The 17131-nt window shown below is 66.6% G+C and carries 14 protein-coding genes; 4 read left to right on the plus strand and 10 right to left on the minus strand.

What is annotated here, in order from left to right:
* Positions 1 to 10: 10 nt before the first annotated feature.
* Positions 11 to 1231: an MFS transporter gene (locus BO996_RS16375; RefSeq protein ID WP_013802580.1), complete on the minus strand. Its 1221-nt coding sequence runs from the start codon at positions 1229 to 1231 to the stop codon at positions 11 to 13.
* 122 nt (positions 1232 to 1353) lie between these two features.
* Between BO996_RS16375 and BO996_RS16380 the strand changes: the two genes are divergently transcribed.
* Entirely contained in the window at positions 1354 to 1950 is a 597-nt protein-coding gene (locus BO996_RS16380) for a TetR/AcrR family transcriptional regulator (RefSeq protein ID WP_071955663.1), read from the plus strand.
* Between the two features lie 63 nt (positions 1951 to 2013).
* Here the strand turns inward: BO996_RS16380 and BO996_RS16385 are convergent, their stop codons facing one another.
* The 3 genes from BO996_RS16385 to BO996_RS16395 are packed head-to-tail and all read right to left on the minus strand — an operon-like array spanning position 2014 to position 4969.
* Positions 2014 to 2874 carry an isocitrate lyase/PEP mutase family protein gene (locus tag BO996_RS16385; RefSeq protein ID WP_071955665.1) on the minus strand — a complete coding sequence of 287 codons (861 nt, stop codon included), beginning with the start codon at positions 2872 to 2874 and terminating at the stop codon, positions 2014 to 2016.
* A 44-nt stretch (positions 2875 to 2918) separates the two neighbouring features.
* Positions 2919 to 3929 (minus strand): Bug family tripartite tricarboxylate transporter substrate binding protein, encoded by a 1011-nt coding sequence (locus tag BO996_RS16390; protein WP_071955667.1) that lies wholly within the window; start codon positions 3927 to 3929, stop codon positions 2919 to 2921.
* Between the two features lie 44 nt (positions 3930 to 3973).
* Entirely contained in the window at positions 3974 to 4969 is a 996-nt protein-coding gene (locus tag BO996_RS16395; protein WP_012205415.1) for a Bug family tripartite tricarboxylate transporter substrate binding protein, read from the minus strand.
* A gap of 176 nt (positions 4970 to 5145) precedes the next feature.
* Here BO996_RS16395 and prpR point away from each other — a divergent pair, with 176 nt between their 5' ends.
* Positions 5146 to 7191 carry a propionate catabolism operon regulatory protein PrpR gene (prpR, locus tag BO996_RS16400; protein WP_071955669.1) on the plus strand — a complete coding sequence of 682 codons (2046 nt, stop codon included), beginning with the start codon at positions 5146 to 5148 and terminating at the stop codon, positions 7189 to 7191.
* Between the two features lie 9 nt (positions 7192 to 7200).
* On the opposite strand, the gene BO996_RS16405 is transcribed toward prpR, so the two are convergent.
* Positions 7201 to 8061: a hypothetical protein gene (locus BO996_RS16405; protein ID WP_071955671.1), complete on the minus strand. Its 861-nt coding sequence runs from the start codon at positions 8059 to 8061 to the stop codon at positions 7201 to 7203.
* Between the two features lie 331 nt (positions 8062 to 8392).
* On the opposite strand from BO996_RS16405, the gene BO996_RS16410 reads away from it, so the two are divergent.
* Entirely contained in the window at positions 8393 to 9205 is an 813-nt protein-coding gene (locus tag BO996_RS16410; protein ID WP_071955673.1) for a hypothetical protein, read from the plus strand.
* Positions 9206 to 9454: 249 nt separating this feature from the next.
* Here BO996_RS16410 and BO996_RS16420 read toward each other — a convergent pair whose 3' ends face one another.
* Together BO996_RS16420 and BO996_RS16425 are read right to left on the minus strand one after the other, a co-directional pair.
* Positions 9455 to 9958 (minus strand): GNAT family N-acetyltransferase, encoded by a 504-nt coding sequence (locus BO996_RS16420; RefSeq protein WP_071955676.1) that lies wholly within the window; start codon positions 9956 to 9958, stop codon positions 9455 to 9457.
* Positions 9959 to 10045: 87 nt separating this feature from the next.
* Positions 10046 to 11014, minus strand: coding sequence for a LysR family transcriptional regulator (locus BO996_RS16425; RefSeq protein ID WP_071955678.1), 969 nt, complete (start codon positions 11012 to 11014; stop codon positions 10046 to 10048).
* Between the two features lie 67 nt (positions 11015 to 11081).
* On the opposite strand from BO996_RS16425, the gene BO996_RS16430 reads away from it, so the two are divergent.
* On the plus strand, positions 11082 to 12014 hold the full coding sequence (locus BO996_RS16430) for a pyridoxal-phosphate dependent enzyme (RefSeq protein WP_071955680.1): 933 nt from the start codon (positions 11082 to 11084) through the stop codon (positions 12012 to 12014).
* A 34-nt stretch (positions 12015 to 12048) separates the two neighbouring features.
* On the opposite strand, the gene prpF is transcribed toward BO996_RS16430, so the two are convergent.
* The 3 genes from prpF to BO996_RS16445 are packed head-to-tail and all read right to left on the minus strand — an operon-like array spanning position 12049 to position 16902.
* Positions 12049 to 13245 (minus strand): 2-methylaconitate cis-trans isomerase PrpF, encoded by a 1197-nt coding sequence (gene prpF, locus BO996_RS16435; RefSeq protein WP_071955683.1) that lies wholly within the window; start codon positions 13243 to 13245, stop codon positions 12049 to 12051.
* Entirely contained in the window at positions 13245 to 15872 is a 2628-nt protein-coding gene (gene acnD / locus BO996_RS16440; protein ID WP_071955685.1) for a Fe/S-dependent 2-methylisocitrate dehydratase AcnD, read from the minus strand. Before acnD ends, prpF begins: the two co-directional genes overlap by 1 nt.
* 49 nt (positions 15873 to 15921) lie before the next feature.
* Entirely contained in the window at positions 15922 to 16902 is a 981-nt protein-coding gene (locus BO996_RS16445; RefSeq protein WP_071955687.1) for a tripartite tricarboxylate transporter substrate binding protein, read from the minus strand.
* Positions 16903 to 17131: the final 229 nt, after the last annotated feature.

Here is a 17131-nt window from a genome sequence, read left to right on the forward strand (position 1 = left end):
AGGGCCGTGTTCAGGTGCAGGCAGCGGCTGCGTCTTCGGCAGGCGGGATCTCTTTCGCTCGTGCCTGGCGTGCGGCCAGCACGCCCAGGGCCCACATGGCGACACCGGCCAGCAACGCCACCACGAAGGAAATGCGCGCGCCCCACAGGTCGGTGGCCCAGCCTGCGGCGGCCGCGCCCAGGGCCACGCCCATGGCAATGCCGGTCAGCAGCCAGGTCATGCCTTCGGTCAGGCGCTGGTGCGGCACCTGCTGCTCCACCAGGCCCATGGCCACGGTGATGGTCGGCCCGAAGGTAATGCCGGCCAGCAACACGGCCAGGGTCAGTGTGAACACATTGGTGGCCAGCAGCAGGGGCACGGCCGTGATGCAGACCGAGGCGCCCACCCAGGCGATCTGGCGGTGCAGCGGCGCCTGCAGGCGCAGCGTGCCGAACACCAGTCCCATCACGCAGGACCCCAGCGCATAGAACGAGAGGACGATGCTGGCCGCCGCCGGCTGGCCCTGCTGCGTGGCAAAGGCCACGCTGGCCACGTCGATGGTGCCCACGATGATGCCCTGGGCCAGCATGAACAGCGCCAGCGTGCGCACCACGGGATGGCGGGCCAGCGACTGCTGGCGCGTGCGCTGCTGCGATGTGTCCACGGGCGGCTCTGTGCGGCGCTGGGCCACGAACAGCGCCACGCCCACCAGCAGCAGCAAGGAGGCGGCCAGCGGCCCGGCCTCGGGGAACAGCACCATGCTCAGACCCACCGACAGCGGCGGGCCGACGATGAAGCAGACATCGTCCAGCACGGCCTCCAGCGCATAGGCCGTCTGCAGCTGGGGCGTACCGCGCAGCAGCACGGTCCAGCGCGCACGCACCATGGCCGGCATGCTGGGCAGGGCACCCACCAGCGCTGCCAGCACCAGCAGCAGCCAATCCGGCCCCTGCCAATGCGCGCAGGCCAGCAGCGCAAACATGGCGGCAGCACTCACGGCCGCTGCCCAGGGCAGGACCTTGCGCTGGCCATGGCGGTCCACCAGGGCCGAGATGCGCGGGGCCAGCACCGCAATGGACAGCGCAAAGCAGGCAGCGACCGCGCCGGCCAGCGTGTAGGCGCCGCGCTGCTGGGACAGCATGGTGATCAGGCCGATGCCCGTCATCGACAGGGGCAGGCGGGCCAGGAGACCGGCCAGCACAAAGGCGGCCGTGCCGGGCCGGGTGAACAGCTGGCGGTAGGCGTGGAACATGGAAACCTCGGAAAACGGACAGGCCGCTGCAATCACATACGCGGCGTATGTCAGCGATTCTACGGGCTGCCCATGACGCACCGTATCATTGGCATACGTTTTGTATGTGAATGGAGTGCGCCATGCGCAAAAGCCGGGCCAGCATGATCGAGGAGACACGCGCCAAGCTCATCGAGGCTGCGCGCGAGGCCTTTGGCAGCCAGGGCTATTCCCAGGCCTCCATGGACGAATTGACGGCCAATGCCGGGCTGACGCGCGGCGCGCTGTACCACCATTTCGGTGGCAAGCCGGGCCTGCTGGCCGCCGTGGTGGCGCAGATGGATGCCGAGATGGATGCACGCCTGGAGCAGGTGCTGGCCGACCATGCCGACCCCTGGGAGGGGTTCCTGGCCTATTGCCGCGCCTACCTGGCCATGGCGCAGGAGGGCGAGATACGCCGCATCGTGCTGCAGGATGCGCGCGCCGTGCTCACCGGCACGGACCAGGGCGAGCAGCACCGTGCCTGCATCGCCTTCGTGGCCGGCTACCTGGAGCAGCTCATGGAGCGCGGCGTGATCGTGCGTGCCAATCCGCTGGCCATGTCGCGCCTGCTCAATGGCTGCCTGGTGGAGTCGGCATTCTGGATTGCCGAGGAAGGGGCGCCCCCCGAACGCCTGCAGCAGGCGCTGCAGGCGCTGGAGTTGACGCTCAAGGGGTGGAAGGCGCCTGCGAGGGGCTGAGCGGCTGAGCGGCGCTGTGCCAGCCCGCCCTCGCTCGTGCTTCACTCGCGCTTCACTCGCGCTTCACTCGTACTTCTTTTCCAGCGCGTCCCAGAACGGCTTGTTGACCAGGCGCTGGCGCTCGGCAAAGGGGGCGACCACAGCGGGGTTCTCGTCCACCCTGCGCTCGTTGCGCAGCTGGCCCAGCGCCTTTTGCATGCCGGCCACCGCGCCTTGCAGCGCGGCATTGGCATACAGCACGAGGCCATAGCCCAGGTCTGCCAGCTCGCTCGCGTCGGTGATGGGCGTCTTGCCTCCGATCACCATGTTCATCAGCTGCGGCGTGGACAGGCGCTGGGGCAGGGCGCGGATCTCATCGGCCTGGGTCACGGCTTCCACGAACAGAATGTCGGCTCCCGCCTCGGCAAAGCGCTGTGCGCGCTCGACGGCGGCCTCGAAGCCCTGCGTGGCGCAGGCATCGGTGCGCGCCATGATCAGCGTGCCCTGGTCGCGGCGCGCGTCCACGGCGGCCTTGATCTTGCCCAGCATCTCGTCGGTGGAAATCACTTCCTTGCCATTGAAATGGCCGCAGCGCTTGGGGCTGATCTGGTCCTCGATCTGGATGCAGTCGGCGCCTGCGCGCTCCAGCGTGCGCACGGCGTGGTAGGTGTTGAGCGCGTTGCCGAAGCCCGTGTCGGCATCGACGATCAGCGGCAGATCCACCGCGTCACGGATGCGGGCCGTGTGGTCGGCGATGTCGGTCAGGCCCATGAAGGCCTGGTCGGGCAGGCCGAACCACATGTTGGTCACGCCGGCACCGGTCACATAGATGGCCTCGAAGCCGAGATCGGCCACGACGCGTGCGGACAGCGCGTTGAATGCGCCGGGCACGAGCACGCCGCGGCGCGCTTCGGCCAGGGCCTTGAGTTGTTGCTTGGTGTTCATGGATGGTTCTGTCGAATGGGAAAAAGCGATGCGCGGGCTGGCGCTCAGTCCAGCGTGATGTTGGCGTTCTTGATCACCGGGCCCCACTTGGCGCGCTCGGCCTCGATGAACTTGCCGTAGGCCTGGGGCGTGCCGCCCATGACCATGCCGCCCGTGTTCTCGATCATGGCGCGCACCTCGGCGTCCTTGAGTGCCTCGTTCACGGCCTTGTTCAGGCGCTCGATCACGGCCTGCGGCGTGCTGGCCGGCGCGATCATGCCCAGCCAGTTGTACGACTCGAAGCCCTTGATGCCCGCCTCATCCAGCGTGGGCACGCTGGGCAGCACCTTCAGTCGCTGCTTGCTGGACACGGCCAGCGCCTTGACCTTGTCGCCCTGGATGGCGGGCAGGGCTGCATAGCCCATCTCGAACATGAAGGCCAGGTGGCCGCCCATCAGGTCGGTGGCTGCCAGCGCGCCGCCCTTGTAGGGCACATGGACCATGTCCGTGCGCGTCTGGAAGGCCAGCAGCTCGCCCGACAGGTGGTGGGCACCGCCCACGCCCGACGATCCATAGGTCAGCGTGCCCGGCTTGGCCTTGGCTGCAGCCACCAGCTCGGCCACGGTCTTGAATGGCTGGTTGGGCGCCGTGGTCAGGATCAGCGGCGCCTCTTCGATCAGGATGATGGGCTGCAGGTCGCGTGCGGCGTTGTAGGGCAGCTTTTTCATCAGCATGGGATTGGTCACCAGCGGACCTGGCGAGCCGAAGCCGAAAGTGTGGCCGTCCGTGGCCTTGGCGATGGCATCCGTGCCCGTCACGCCGCCCGCGCCGCCGCGGTTGTCGATCACGATGGGCTGGCCCAGGCTCTGGCCTATCTTGTCGGCGATCTTGCGGGCCCGCGTATCGGCAAAGCCGCCGGCCGCATAGGGCACGATGAGCTTGATGGGGCGCGAGGGCCAGGCATCTGCGCCCTGGGCCACGGCGGTGGCGGGGGCGGCCAGCAGGGCCGCAGCAGCGGCGGTGGCGCTCAGGGCCAGCCCCAAGCTCAGGCGGAGGGTATTGCGGCGGGTATTCATGGTGTCTTGTCTCGGTTGGAATCCGTGGTTGTGGCGGGAGCGGCTCACTTTTCCTGCATCTTCGCGGCCTTGACGATCTCGCCCAGGCGCTTGCGCTCGGCATCGGTGAATTTCACGAACTCGGCGCGCGTGCCGCCGATGGGCTCGATGCCAAGGCCCTTGAGCTTCTCCACGGTCGCCGGCTCCTTCATGGCCTGGTCCACGGCGGCGGCCAGCTTGTCCAGGATGGCGGGCGGCGTGCCCTTGGGTGCATGGATGCCGGCCCAGTGCGCGATCTGCAGCTCGGCAAAGCCCTGCTCCACGGCGGTGGACAGTTGCGGATAGGCGGAGATGCGCTGCGTCCAGGTCGTGGCCAGGGCCTTGAACTTGCCCTCATTGAGGATGTGGGGCAGGGCGATGATGCTGGCCTCCGACGTGCCCTCCACCTGGCCGCCCAGCACGGCCGTCGTGCTTTCCGATCCGCTCTTGTAGGGCACGGGCTGCAGCTGTGCGCCGTACTTCACGTTCAGCATCTCGGCCACGAAATGCGGCGTGCTGCCCGTGCCGGCCGTGGCGAAATTGAAGCCCTGGCCCTTCTTCGATGCCTCGACGAAATCGCGCAGGTTCTGGTAGGGCGCGTTCTTGGGAACCACGATCACCGAAGGCGCCAGTCCGATCATGGCCACGGGCACCAGCGCATCGTCCTTGAACGGCATGGTCTTCTTGATCATGCTGTTGGAGATTACGCCGGCCGCGCTCACCAGCAGGGTGTAGCCATCTGGCTGGGCCTTGGCCACGATGTCGGCGCCCACGGTGCCGCCTGCGCCGGGCCGGTTGTCGATGACCACGGGCTGGCCCAGGATTTTGGACGCACCTTCGGCGGCCGAGCGGGCCATCAGGTCGTTGGCGCCGCCTGCAGAGAACGGCACCACCAGGCGGATGGGGCGGGTGGGCCAGGCATCGGCGGCAGGCGCGGCAAACGACACGCCGGCCAGCGGCAGCACGGTGGCAAGCAGGGCGGCCAGGGCGGTGCGGCGGGGCAGGCGGGATGGCTGGTGCATGGGGAGTCTCCTGGAAATACTTGAAATGATTGAAACGCCGGCCTTGTTTGCAAGCTGCATGCCATGGTAATAAAGGGTAAACCCTGGTTATTGCAAGCCATTGATCTGAATGCATTTTTCAGTTCACAAGAGCATGGAGCGGAACCTGCTGCTGGATTCATGCAGCGTGATGTTGCATGAATGAAATAATCGGTTGCATGAATGAATCAGTCGTGGCCCCTGTCTCTGGAACCCCGTCCGCCCCCCGCGCGGCATGGCCCCGTGTCGTCACCATAGGCCGCCATCGCATCGGCCGCGTGCTGGGGCGCATGTCCCTGGCGGTGGGCGACCAGGTGCGTGTGGAGCATGTCAGCGCGGCCTTTGACGACGCCGTGCAGGCCGTGCGCGCGCTGCAGGCGGTCGAGCCCATAGACGCCCTGGTGGCCGCCGGCGCCAGTGGTGCCTGGGTGCGCGAGCATGTCGACATTCCCGTGGTCATGATCGAGGTGCGCGGCTTCGATCTGCTGCAGGCGCTGGCCAGCGCGCGGGAATTGGCGCAGGCGGGCGGCACGCCGCGCATCGGGCTGGTGTCGTTCGACCATCCCTCGCCGCACCTGGCCCAGTTCGACGCGCTGTTCGGCGCCGGCATTGCCCAGTTCAGCTACCACGGGCCCGAGGATGCCCAGGCCTGCGTGCGCGCGCTGCAGGCCGCAGGCGTGGGTGCCGTGGTTGCGCCAGGGCTGGTTGCCGACCTGGCCGAGCAGGCCGGCATTCCCAGCGTGCTGCTGTACTCCGACGGCGCCGTGCTGCAGGCGCTGCGCGACGCGGTGCTGCTGGCCCGCCACCGCCATGCCGAGCGCGCCCGCCACCAGCGGCTGGAAACCGTGCTTGGCCAGTTGCAGGACGGCGTGGTCGCCGTGGACACGCAAGGCTGCATCCAGGCACTGAACCCCACCATGGCGGCCCTGCTGGGAGCGCCCGCCAAGGCGCTGCATGGCCGGCTGCTGGACGAGGTGGCACCCGCGCTGGCACTGGCACAGGCGCTGCAGTCGCAGTCCCTGGAGCCCGAGGGCAGTGAAGACGTGGTCCAGCTGGCCATGCGCACCCTGGTGGTACGGCGCGCGCCCATCGTGGAAAACGGCCAGCTCACGGGCGCCTTGCTGGTCTGCCGCGATCCCGCCACCATCCAGCGCGCCGACCGCCACCTGCGCGCCAACCGCAGCCTGCGCGGCGCGGGCGTGCGCTGGCGCATCGAAGACTACGCGGGCGACAGCGAACCCGCCCAGCGCGTGCGCCGCCTGGCGCGCCAGTTCGCGGCCAGCGATGCCACCGTGCTCATCCAGGGCGACAGCGGGACGGGCAAGGAGTTGCTGGCACAGGGCATGCACCGCGCCAGCCGGCGCGCCGCCCAGCCCTTTCTGGCCGTCAACTGCGCGGCCCTGGGGGAAAGCCTGCTGGAGAGCGAACTCTTCGGCTACGACGAAGGCGCTTTCACCGGCGCGCGGCGCGGCGGCAAGACCGGGCTGATCGAGGCAGCCCATACGGGCACCTTGTTCCTGGACGAGATCGGAGACATGCCGCTGGCCCTGCAGTCCCGCCTGCTGCGCGTGCTGCAGGAGCGCGAAGTGCTGCGCGTAGGCTCCACCACGTCCGTGCCCGTGGACCTGCGCGTCATCGCCGCCACGCATGCCGATCTGGCGGCCCTGGTCGAGCGCGGTGAATTCAGGCGCGACCTGTTCTACCGCCTGGCCGTGCTGCGCCTGGCCATGCCCGGACTGCACGAACGCGGACAGGGCGATGTCCAGGCCCTGGCCCGCACCATGCTTGCGCGGCGTTTGCGCACGCAGTCGCTGCAGGCCGAGGCCTCTTCACTGGAGCCCTTGCTGGAAGCCCTGCTGGATTTGGCCACCGCGCACCGCTGGCCCGGCAATGCGCGAGAGCTGGACAACTGGGTGGAACGCCTGCTGGCCTGCCGCCACGACCTGCGTGACGGCGCGGGCCGCGTGGACATGGGCCGGCTGCGGGAGCTGTTTCCTGAATGCGACGGGGCTGGGCAGGGTACCGTTCAGGCCCTGCCCGCACAGCAGCGGCAACTGCAATTGCGCGAGGCCCGGCGCGATGCCGAGCGCCAGCGCATGCGCGAGGTGCTGGAGCAGGTGCAGGGCGACCAGCGCCGCGCCTGCGAGATCCTGGGCATCAGCCGGGCCACGCTGTGGCGCAGGTTGCGTAGCCAAAACGACTGACGCGAGCTGTCACCACTCTTTCCAGAGGCCAGGGTCAAGTTTCAAATCGGATGGATCGCAACGGTAGACGTCAATATTGGCAGCACTGCCTTTGCATATGCCAGCGACCGACCGAAGGGAAGGTCGCAGTTCGGGATAGCTGGGATGCCTGAAATAAAAACGTGCAGTGAGCGCGCCGAACTCATCCACCTTCAGTTCTCTCATGTTGTACAGGTAGGCTTGCGACGTGGCCCCAAAAAAACATTGGGCAGTTCCTTCGGAGCTGAAGGAATCACCCGTCGGTTGCAAATTCCCACTGTACTCGCAGGCAATGCTTCCAGCATTTGATCTCTCGACGGCGATCAATGAGTTCGCATCAACCTTGAAAGTTATTTCGCCAGATGACGACATTCGTGCATAGTCCTGTGCGCTCGAATGGGAGAACGTGAAGTTGAGCCGGTTCCTGAGATCCTCGAACTGGAAGCGCTGAAGGCGCTGCGGAGCCTCGCCGGGCAGGGTGATCGTCGCCGTGGTGGAGGAATCGAAGACGATCCTGACCGGGCCAGCCTCCTGTGCAAGCTCTCCATCGCGGGCCTGGCCACCCAGTGTGCGGCCATTGCGGTATTCCGTGAGCACGCCGTCAAACTGCTTGCCGTCCTTCAGCGTGCCTGCGGCCTGCAGGAACAGTGACGATCCGTCCGCGCGATAACCGAAATAGGTCAGGATCAGCGTGGAGCCGCCTTGCCTGTCGATCTGAATGCCGCGCCCGGGCTTGCCATTGAGTTCCGCGCCAATGCTCCACATGCCCGAATCCGGAAGAATGGCCAGCGCGGGTGTGGAAATGAAGGCGGCAAGGGCCGCGGCCATGAGGCCATTCAGTCGCTTTGACATGCTTGCTCCGTTGTGAGGGGTGAATCGAATGGAAGTCGACTTTAACCGCGATTCACTTGGGCATATTGAGCGACCCGTCACACCGGAGGCATTTGACCTTTTTCAGGTTGAATGCGATTTTCGTATGAGGGTCGGCAGATGTGCCATGCCCGGTGCCAGCACGCAGGCAGGAGCGCACGACCTGCGTGATGCAGCCGTTCCTGCTTCGCGGTGCCGCTCGCCTTCCAGGGCTCCTCTTCACTGGTCAAAATGTCCAGTACCGATCGCTGCGGGCTGTCTATCATCGCCCCCAACAAGCATGAAGCATTGGGAGTGAAATAGAGTGAGTTCCTTGAATCCCCTGGAGAATTTCGACACCAGCCACTGGAAAACCGACGACAAGTCTTGGATGAAGGAGCGCGAGAAGCAGTGGCCGGAGATCGAGCAAATGCTCTATGCGCTGGAAATGACCAAGAAGGGCCGGGGGATCGTCAAGAGGTACTTCCTCAAAGGCTCCCTTCCCCATTGGAAAAAGCTCCACGACTGGGACCGTGATTCCACGGTGCGCCATTTGAATCTGCTGCTGTTCCTGTACCTGCACCCTTGCCAGGACGAGACGGTGCTGCGCTCATTGCGGGACCAGTTCATGGAGCACCCTCAGGCGCTGCCGGGAGATCGCCTCGGAGGTTTCACCTTGCTCTTCAGCATCGGGCAGGGCCATGCATCTTCCGGGGGCACGCGCCTGGTCAGCACGTCAGAGTTGGAAAAAGAGTTGCCCCTCGCTGTGTCTCAGCTTCCTGACGCCCCTGCGCCCTATGCACATTGCAAAATTGTGGACATACATACGAACGGGCATAACGAACGGCTGTTCAACCTGATGCTTCCAGACCTGTCTCAAGACACTGTGCAGCTGCCAGTGACCCGAGACACTTACGTCAGCAGAGCACCCAGATACTTTCCGTGGGACCACGAAGAGCTCCCGTTGAGAGCCTTCCGTTTTGCACTGTATGACCTATGGACCATGGGCCAATGGCTGGCATTTCCTGCCCCATCCAGCAAGGGCTACAACGACATGATCTTTCAGTACGAGAGGCCCCTGGATCTCTGGTACCAGGATGTTGCCAAGTCAGCGGCCCCGAGGGGAAGTGGCTGGAGCCTGTGCTGATTGGTCTGTACCGGATCTTCCAGTTCGACCTTGACAACGAGCCCGACGAAAGTCCGCGCACGCGCTTTGTGCGGCGGATGCGGGCATTGTTGACAGAGAGACAATTCTCGGAGTCCTTCCAAGCTTTGGTCAAACTGGCCAAAAACGATGGCATTGCCGTGCGACACCCCTGGAGCGACGAGCCAAAACTGAGATCTCGCAGCTTGCCCCGCTGACATTCCACAAGCGACCAAGATCGCGCGGCACAACCTAAGCGGCCAGCATCGCCCAGCGCTCATGGTCTCGCCAGCGGGTTCCAACCTTCATGAACGCTGGCGAGAAGCCCTCCAGCTTGAAGCCGCATGACTTGGCCAGTGCAATGGCTGCCTTGTTCTCAGGCTGGATGTTGGCTTCCAGCCGATGCAGCTTCAGTGTCCTGAAAGCCTGCTTCACGACATGCGCGAGGCCTTCCTTCATCAGGCCCTTTCCCTCAAAGCCCGAGAACGCATAGAAATCGATCAGGCCACAGCGGAACGGGTCCATCACGATGTTCGTGATCTGCACGATTCCGGCAAAACCGTCGCTGTGCCACTCCCAGATCACAAAGGCGGCCCCAGCCGGCTCCTGCACGCGTGCCAGGTAGCTCTGAAATTCCTGCGGCGTGCTGGGGGGCGACACCCATGGCGCGTGCAGTTTGCGGCTTTGGCTGGCACCTTTGATGAACTCCGTTTCCAGATCCGCTGTCAGCTCCGAAACATAGATGTTCGTGTCCATGACCGTCCCTCAGATGTGAAGCCGAAAGTGTATCGACGCAGGTGCGTGCGCCGCCGGTCAACGCCTCGCGGCCACCCCACAGGTTTGTCAAGCGCTTGCCGCTGTGGTGCTAGCCACGCTGGACCGGCGGCCCACCAACCCCGCCCAGCCGCCCAGCCGCTCGGCCAGGAAATCCATCAGCACGCGCAGCTTGAGCGGCAGGTGGCGCGTGGGCGGGTGAAGAATCCACAGCTGGCCGCTGTAGTTGGGCAGAAAGCTCCAGTCCGGCAGCACTTGCACGATGCGCCCGTCCGCCAGGGCCTCGCTTGCCGTGAAGCGGGGCAGGCTGGCGATGCCGATGTGCTGCAGCACGGCGTCCAGCCGCACACCGGTGTGATTGGCGGCATAGCGCCCGCGCACGGCCACGGTGACGGTCTTGCCATGGCCGCGCAGCTTCCAGTGCGCGTCGCCGGGCTCCTCGCCCAGGTAGATGCAGCTGTGGGCCTTGAGCTCCAGTGGATGCACGGGCGTGCCGTGCCGGGCCAGGTACTGGGGCGAGGCGCACAGCAGATGGTCGATGTCCATCAGGTGGCGGCCCATGAGGCCCGGCGGCGGGTGGTTGGTGATGCGTATGGCCAGGTCCACCGGGTCGTCGATCAGGTCTATGTAGCGGTCTTCCAGCCGCATCTGCACGTCGACCTCGGGATACAGGGCCAGGAAGTCGGGCATGTGGGGATGGACCACGGTACGGCCCACGGCCTTGGGCACGCTGATGCGCACCAGGCCGCGCGGCTGCGCGTCCTGCAGCAGGGACGCGGCCATGACGGCCTGGGCGGCGCCCACCATGTCCAGGCAGCGCGCATGCACCTCGCGGCCGGCCTCGCTCAGGCGCAGCTTGCGCGTGGTGCGTTCCAGCAGGCGCAGGCCCAGAGCCCTTTCCAGCCGCGCCACGCCCCGGCTGGTGGCCGATGGCGTGCTGCCCAGCTGACGCGCGGCCTCGGAGAAGCTGCCCGTGTCCACCACCTTGACGAAGATGGCCATTTCTCCGAACAGGGGCAGGGCTTGATTTGTGCTCATGGCGCAAAGAATATTTGAAAAGCCAAGGGATTATCGCGGCTGAACGCCCGTCCTACACTGCCACCCCATGCCTTTGCACACCTTCACTCCCCTTATCCCGTCCCATGCCCTGAGCCACGCCGGTGGTCCTGAAATCTGGCTCAAGCTGGATGCGCTGCAACCCTGCGGATCATTCAAGCTGCGCGGCATAGGCCACGCCTGCGAGACCCTGGCGCGCCAGGGCAAGAAGCGCTTTGTGGCTTCGTCGGGCGGCAATGCCGGCATTGCCGTGGCCTATGCCGGGCGGCAACTGTCCATACCCGTCACCGTGGTCGTACCGCAAACCACGACCGAGCATGCGCGGGCACTGATCCGTGCCCAGGGCGCCGAGCTGATCGTGCATGGCGCCGTCTGGGACGAGGCCAATGCCCTGGCCCAGTCCCTGCTGGACGCCGAGGATGCCTTTGTCCATCCGTTTGACGACCCGCTGCTGTGGGCAGGGCATTCCACCCTGGTCGATGAGCTGGCTGCTGCCGACTTCAAGCCCGACGCCGTGGTGCTGGCCGTGGGCGGCGGCGGCCTGCTGGCCGGCGTGGTGCAGGGCCTGGAGCGCCATGGCTGGACTGATGTGCCCGTGATTGCCGCGGAGACGGCCGGCGCGGATTCCCTGGCGCAGTCGCTGGCCCAGGGCCGCCGCGTGCTGCTGGACCGCATCACCAGCGTTGCCACCTCGCTGGGCGCGCGCCAGGTCTGCCAGCGGGCCTTCGATCTGGCGCAGGTGCACCCCGTGCGCAGAGCCGTGGTGACGGATGCGCAGGCGCTGAACGCCTGCCTGCGCTTCATTGATGACCATCGCCTGCATGTGGAGCCCGCCTGCGGTGCCGCGCTGGCCCTGGCCTACGCAGGCGCACCTGCGCTGCAGGGCTTCAAGCGCGTGTTGGTGGTGGCCTGCGGCGGCACGACGAACACGCTGGAGCAACTGCAGACGTGGCACGCAGCGGCGCTGACCGGCCAGGCGTGAGCACGGCCCAGGCCTGAAGCCGGACCCTGCGCATTCACGCGGCGTTCAACACTTCGCGAGGCACCCTGATCCAGCCTTCCATCAGGATGCGCGCGCTGCGGCTCATCAAGGCCTTGGTCACCTGCCACTGGCCATTCACCAACCGGGCCTCGGCGCCCACGCGCAGCGTGCCGGAGGGATGGCCGAAGCGAACGGCGCCGCGTTCGCCGCCGCCCGCCGCCAGATTCACCAGCGTGCCCGGCACCGCTGCCGCCGTGCCGATGGCCACCGCCGCCGTGCCCATCATGGCGTGGTGCAGCTTGCCCATGGACAGGGCGCGCACCAGCAGGTCCACATCGCCTGTATCGATGCGTTTGCCGCTGGAGGCCGTGTAGGGTGCTGGCGGTGCCACAAAGGCGATTTTGGGCGTGTGCTGGCGCCTGGCGGCTTCGGACAGCTCCTGGATCAGGCCCATCTGCAGGGCGCCGTGGGCGCGTATGGCCTCGAAGCGCGCCAGCGCCTCGGCATCGCCGTTGATGGCGTCCTGCAGCTCGCAGCCCGTGTAGCCCAGGTCCTTTGCGTTCAGGAAGATGGTCGGAATGCCCGCATTGATCAGCGTGGCTGCAAAGCTGCCCACGCCAGGCACATCCAGGCGATCCACGAGGTGGCCCGTGGGGAACATGGCTCCTCCGTCCTCTCCCTCATCGGCAGGGTCCAGGAACTCCAACGCCACCTCGGCCGCAGGAAAGGTCACGCCATCGAGCTCGAAGTCGCCCGTCTCCTGCACCTGGCCGTCCGTGATGGGCACATGGGCCACGATGGTCTTGCCGATATTGGCCTGCCAGATACGGAGGGTGGCCGTGCCGTTGCGTGGAATGCGCGCAGGGGCTATCAATCCCATGTGGATGGCGCAGGGCCCCACGGCGGCCGAGAGATTGCCGCAGTTGCCGCTCCAGTCCACGAAGGGCCGGTCGATGGAGACCTGGCCGAACAGGTAGTCCACGTCATGGCCTTCGCGCGTGCTGGCCGAGAGGATCACGGCCTTGCTGGTGCTCGACGATGCATTGCCCATGCCGTCAATCTGCTTGCCGTAAGGGTCGGGGCTGCCCAGGGCGCGCAGCAGGATGGCGTCGCGCACGGGGCCCGGCTGTTGCGCAGCCTCCGGAAGGTCTTGCAGGCGAAAGAACACGCCCTTGCTGGTGCCGCCGCGCAGGTAGGTGGCGGGAATGCGGATCTGGGGTGTGGTGTTCATCAAGCGTCCTGTGTCTGTGCAAGAAAGTCCTGGGCAAAGCGCTGGAGCACGCCGCCCGCCTCGTAGACCGATACCTCCTCGGCCGTGTCCAGCCGGCAGGTCACCGGCACGCGCAGTGTCTGGCCGTTGCGGCGTTCGATCACCAGCGTGAGTTGGGTGCCCGGCGTGCGCTCGCCTTCCACGCCATAGATCTCCGTGCCGTCCAGCCCCAGGGTCCTGCGGTCGGTGCCCGGCAGGAACTGCAGCGGCAGCACGCCCATGCCGATGAGGTTGGTGCGGTGGATGCGCTCGAAGCCTTCGGCCACCACCGCCTCTACGCCCGCCAGGCGCACGCCCTTGGCGGCCCAGTCGCGGCTGGAGCCCTGGCCGTAGTCGGCGCCCGCGATGATGATCAGCGGCTGGCGGCGGTTCAGGTAGGTTTCCATGGCCTCCCACATGCGCACCACGCGGCCTTCGGGCTCGATGCGCGCCAGCGAGCCCTTGTGCTGCACGCCGTCGATGACGGCCATCTCGTTGACCAGTTGCGGGTTGGCGAAGGTGGCGCGCATGGCGGTGAGGTGGTCGCCGCGGTGGGTGGCGTAGGAGTTGAAGTCTTCCTCGGGCAGGCCCATGCGCGCCAGGTATTCGCCCGCTGCGCTGTCGGCCAGGATGGCGTTGGAGGGCGACAGGTGGTCGGTGGTGATGTTGTCGGGCAGCAGCGCCAATGGCCGCATGTTGCGCAGCGTGCGCGGGAAGGCCGCCAGCGCGCCCACGCCTTCGGTATCCCAGTACGGCGGGCGGCGGATGTAGGTGGACTGGGGGCGCCAGTCGTACTGGGGCGAGGCCTTGTTTCCGTCGTCCTTGCGGATGGCGAACATGGGTTCGTAGACGGCGCGGAATTGCGCAGGTTTGACCGATTGCTCGACGATGGCGTCGATCTCCTCGTCGGCGGGCCACAGGTCCTTGAGGCGGATCTCGCGGCCGTCCACCACGCCCAGCACGTCCTGCTCGATGTCAAAGCGCACCGTGCCCGCCAGCGCATAGGCCACGACCAGCGGCGGCGAGGCCAGGAAGGCTTGTTTGGCCTGGGGATGGATGCGCCCGTCGAAGTTGCGGTTGCCTGAGAGCACGGCCGTGGCGTAGAGGTCGCGCTCGATGATTTCCTGCTGGATCCTGGGATCCAGCGCGCCGCTCATGCCGTTGCAGGTGGTGCAGGCAAAGGCGACGATGCCAAAGCCCAGTTGCTCCAGCTCGCTGAGCAGCCCGGCCTCCTTCAGGTACAGCTCCACGGCCTTGGAGCCCGGCGCCAGCGAGGTCTTGACCCAGGGCTTGCGCACCAATCCAAGACGGTTGGCGTTGCGCGCCAGCAGCGCCGCGGCGATGACGTTGCGCGGGTTGCTGGTGTTGGTGCAACTGGTGATGGCGGCGATGATGACGGCCCCATCGGGCATCAGGCCCTGACTCTCCTGGGCGCGGGCGGCCTGCAGCTTGGCCGCATCGGCAATGCCGCGCTCGGCCAGGGCCGAGGTGGGCAGGCGCCGGTGCGGATTCGAGGGGCCGGCCATGTTGCGCACCACGGTGGACAGGTCGAACTGCAGCACGCGCTCGTACTGGGCATCGGCCAGGGTGTCGCTCCAGAAACCTGCGGTGCGCGCATAGGCCTCGACCAGGCGCACCTGGGCCTCGTCGCGGCCGGTCAGGCGCAGGTAGGCCAGCGTCTGGTCGTCAATGGAGAACATGGCCGCCGTGGCGCCGTATTCAGGGCACATGTTGGAGATGGTGGCGCGGTCGCCAATGCTCAGGCTGTCGGCGCCCTCGCCAAAGAATTCCACATAGGCTCCGACGACTTTTTGCTGGCGCAGGAATTCGGTCAGGGCCAGCACGATGTCGGTGGCCGTGATGCCGCCCTGGCGCAGGCCCATGAGGCGCACGCCCACGATCTCGGGCATGCGCATCCAGCAGGCGCGGCCCAGCATGACGTTCTCGGCCTCAAGGCCGCCCACGCCCACGGCGATCACTCCCAGGGCATCGACATGGGGCGTGTGCGAGTCGGTGCCGACACAGGTGTCCGGGAAGGCCAGGCCATCCTGCACGGTGACCACGGGGGACATTTTTTCCAGATTGATCTGGTGCATGATCCCGTTCCCCGCGGGGATCACATCCACGTTGGCAAAGGCTTTTTTTGTCCACTCGATGAAGTGGAAGCGGTCCTCGTTGCGGCGGTCCTCGATGGCGCGGTTCTTCGCAAAGGCATCGCGATCGAAGCCGCCGCACTCCACGGCCAGCGAGTGGTCCACGATGAGCTGCACGGGCACGACGGGGTTGACCTGGGCCGGGTCGCCGCCTTCGGCCGCGATGGCGTCGCGCAGGCCGGCCAGGTCCACCAGGGCGGTCTGGCCCAGGATGTCGTGGCAGACCACGCGCACGGGGTACCAGGGAAAGTCGATGTCGCGCAGGCGCTCGATGAGCTGCAGCAGGTAGCTGTCGAGTTGCGCGGGATCGGCGCGGCGCACGAGGTTCTCGGCATGGACGCGGGCGGTGTAGGGCAGGCGTGCCCAGGCACCGGGCGAGAGAGCATCGACGGCGGCGCGGGCGTCGATGTAGTGCAGCGTGGTGCCGGGCAGGGGTTTCTTGTAGCGGGAGGTCATGGGGGCGGATGGATTCTCGGGCCTGCGTGAGCCGATTGCTGTGTGCCGATTACTGTGCGCGGATTTCGTTGTCTTTCACCACCCTGGCGTAGCGGGGAATCTCGGACTGGATCAGGGCGCCGAACTGGGCCGGTGTGCCGCCTGCCGGGGACACGCCCGTGGGCTCCAGCTGGGCCAGCAGTGCCGGCGCCTTGAGGCCGGTGTCCAACGCCGCATTGATGCGCGACAGCACGGCGGGCGGCAGGCCCTTGGGTGCGAGCAGGCCGTGCCAGGCCACCACGTCATAGTCCGGCAGGCCGCTTTCGGCCACCGACGGAATCTCGGGATAGGCGGGCAGGCGCTGGGCCGTGGTCACGGCCAGGGCGTGCAGCTTGCCGCTCTTGACGTGCTGCATCAGCGCCTCGGTGCCGGCCACCAGCATGTCCACATTGCCCGACAGCAGATCGGTCACGGCCGGGCCCGTGCCGCGATAGGGCACATGCGTGGCCTTGACCTTGGCCATGCCGAACAGGTACTCGGTGACGATGTGAAGATGGCTGCCATTGCCGGCCGAGGCAAAGGTCAGCTTGCCCGGGTTCTCACGCGCATAGGTCAGCAATTCCTGCAGGTTTCTGGCGGGCACGCGGGGGCTCACGCAGACTACGTAGGCGCCTTTGGACAGCTGGATCACGGGCGTCATGTCGGCCACAGGGTCGAAGCGCAGCTTGTACAGCGAAGGGTTGACCGTATAGCTGCCCGCCACCAGCAGCAGCGTGTAGCCATCGGCCGCCGAGCGCAGCGCGTACTCGGTGCCCAGCGTGCCACCGGCGCCCGGCCGGTTCTCCACCACCACGGGCTGGCCCAGCCTGTCGTTGAGCACGTTGGAGGCCACGCGCGCAATGAAGTCCGAACCGCCGCCGGGTGCGAAGGGGCAGACGATCTTCAGCGACTTGCTGGGAAAGGCCTCCTGGGCCAGGCCCTGGTGCGGCAGCGCAAGGCCGGCCAGCGGGGCGGGCAGGGCGGCGCAAAAGCGGCGGCGGTTGATGCTCATGGGTTGGTGTCTCCTGCAGAGTTATGGTTGGCAGTGCACCAGGCTTGTTGCAAGCGGCATGCCATCCGACTCAAGGGGAAACCCGTGCAAGCCCCGCAGCCTGCTGCCAGAGGCTGAAGGGCTGCAGCGCCACCTGCTGCCGCACGATCCGTTTCATTGATGTTTCAAAACTGCCGCCTCTGATTTCATGGATGAGGGCTTGTGCAATGCCTCGCCCCCCACCCCTTGT

The sequence above is a fragment of the Delftia sp. HK171 genome (genome assembly GCF_001886655.1).
Classification (GTDB): Bacteria; Pseudomonadota; Gammaproteobacteria; order Burkholderiales; family Burkholderiaceae_C; genus Comamonas; species Comamonas acidovorans.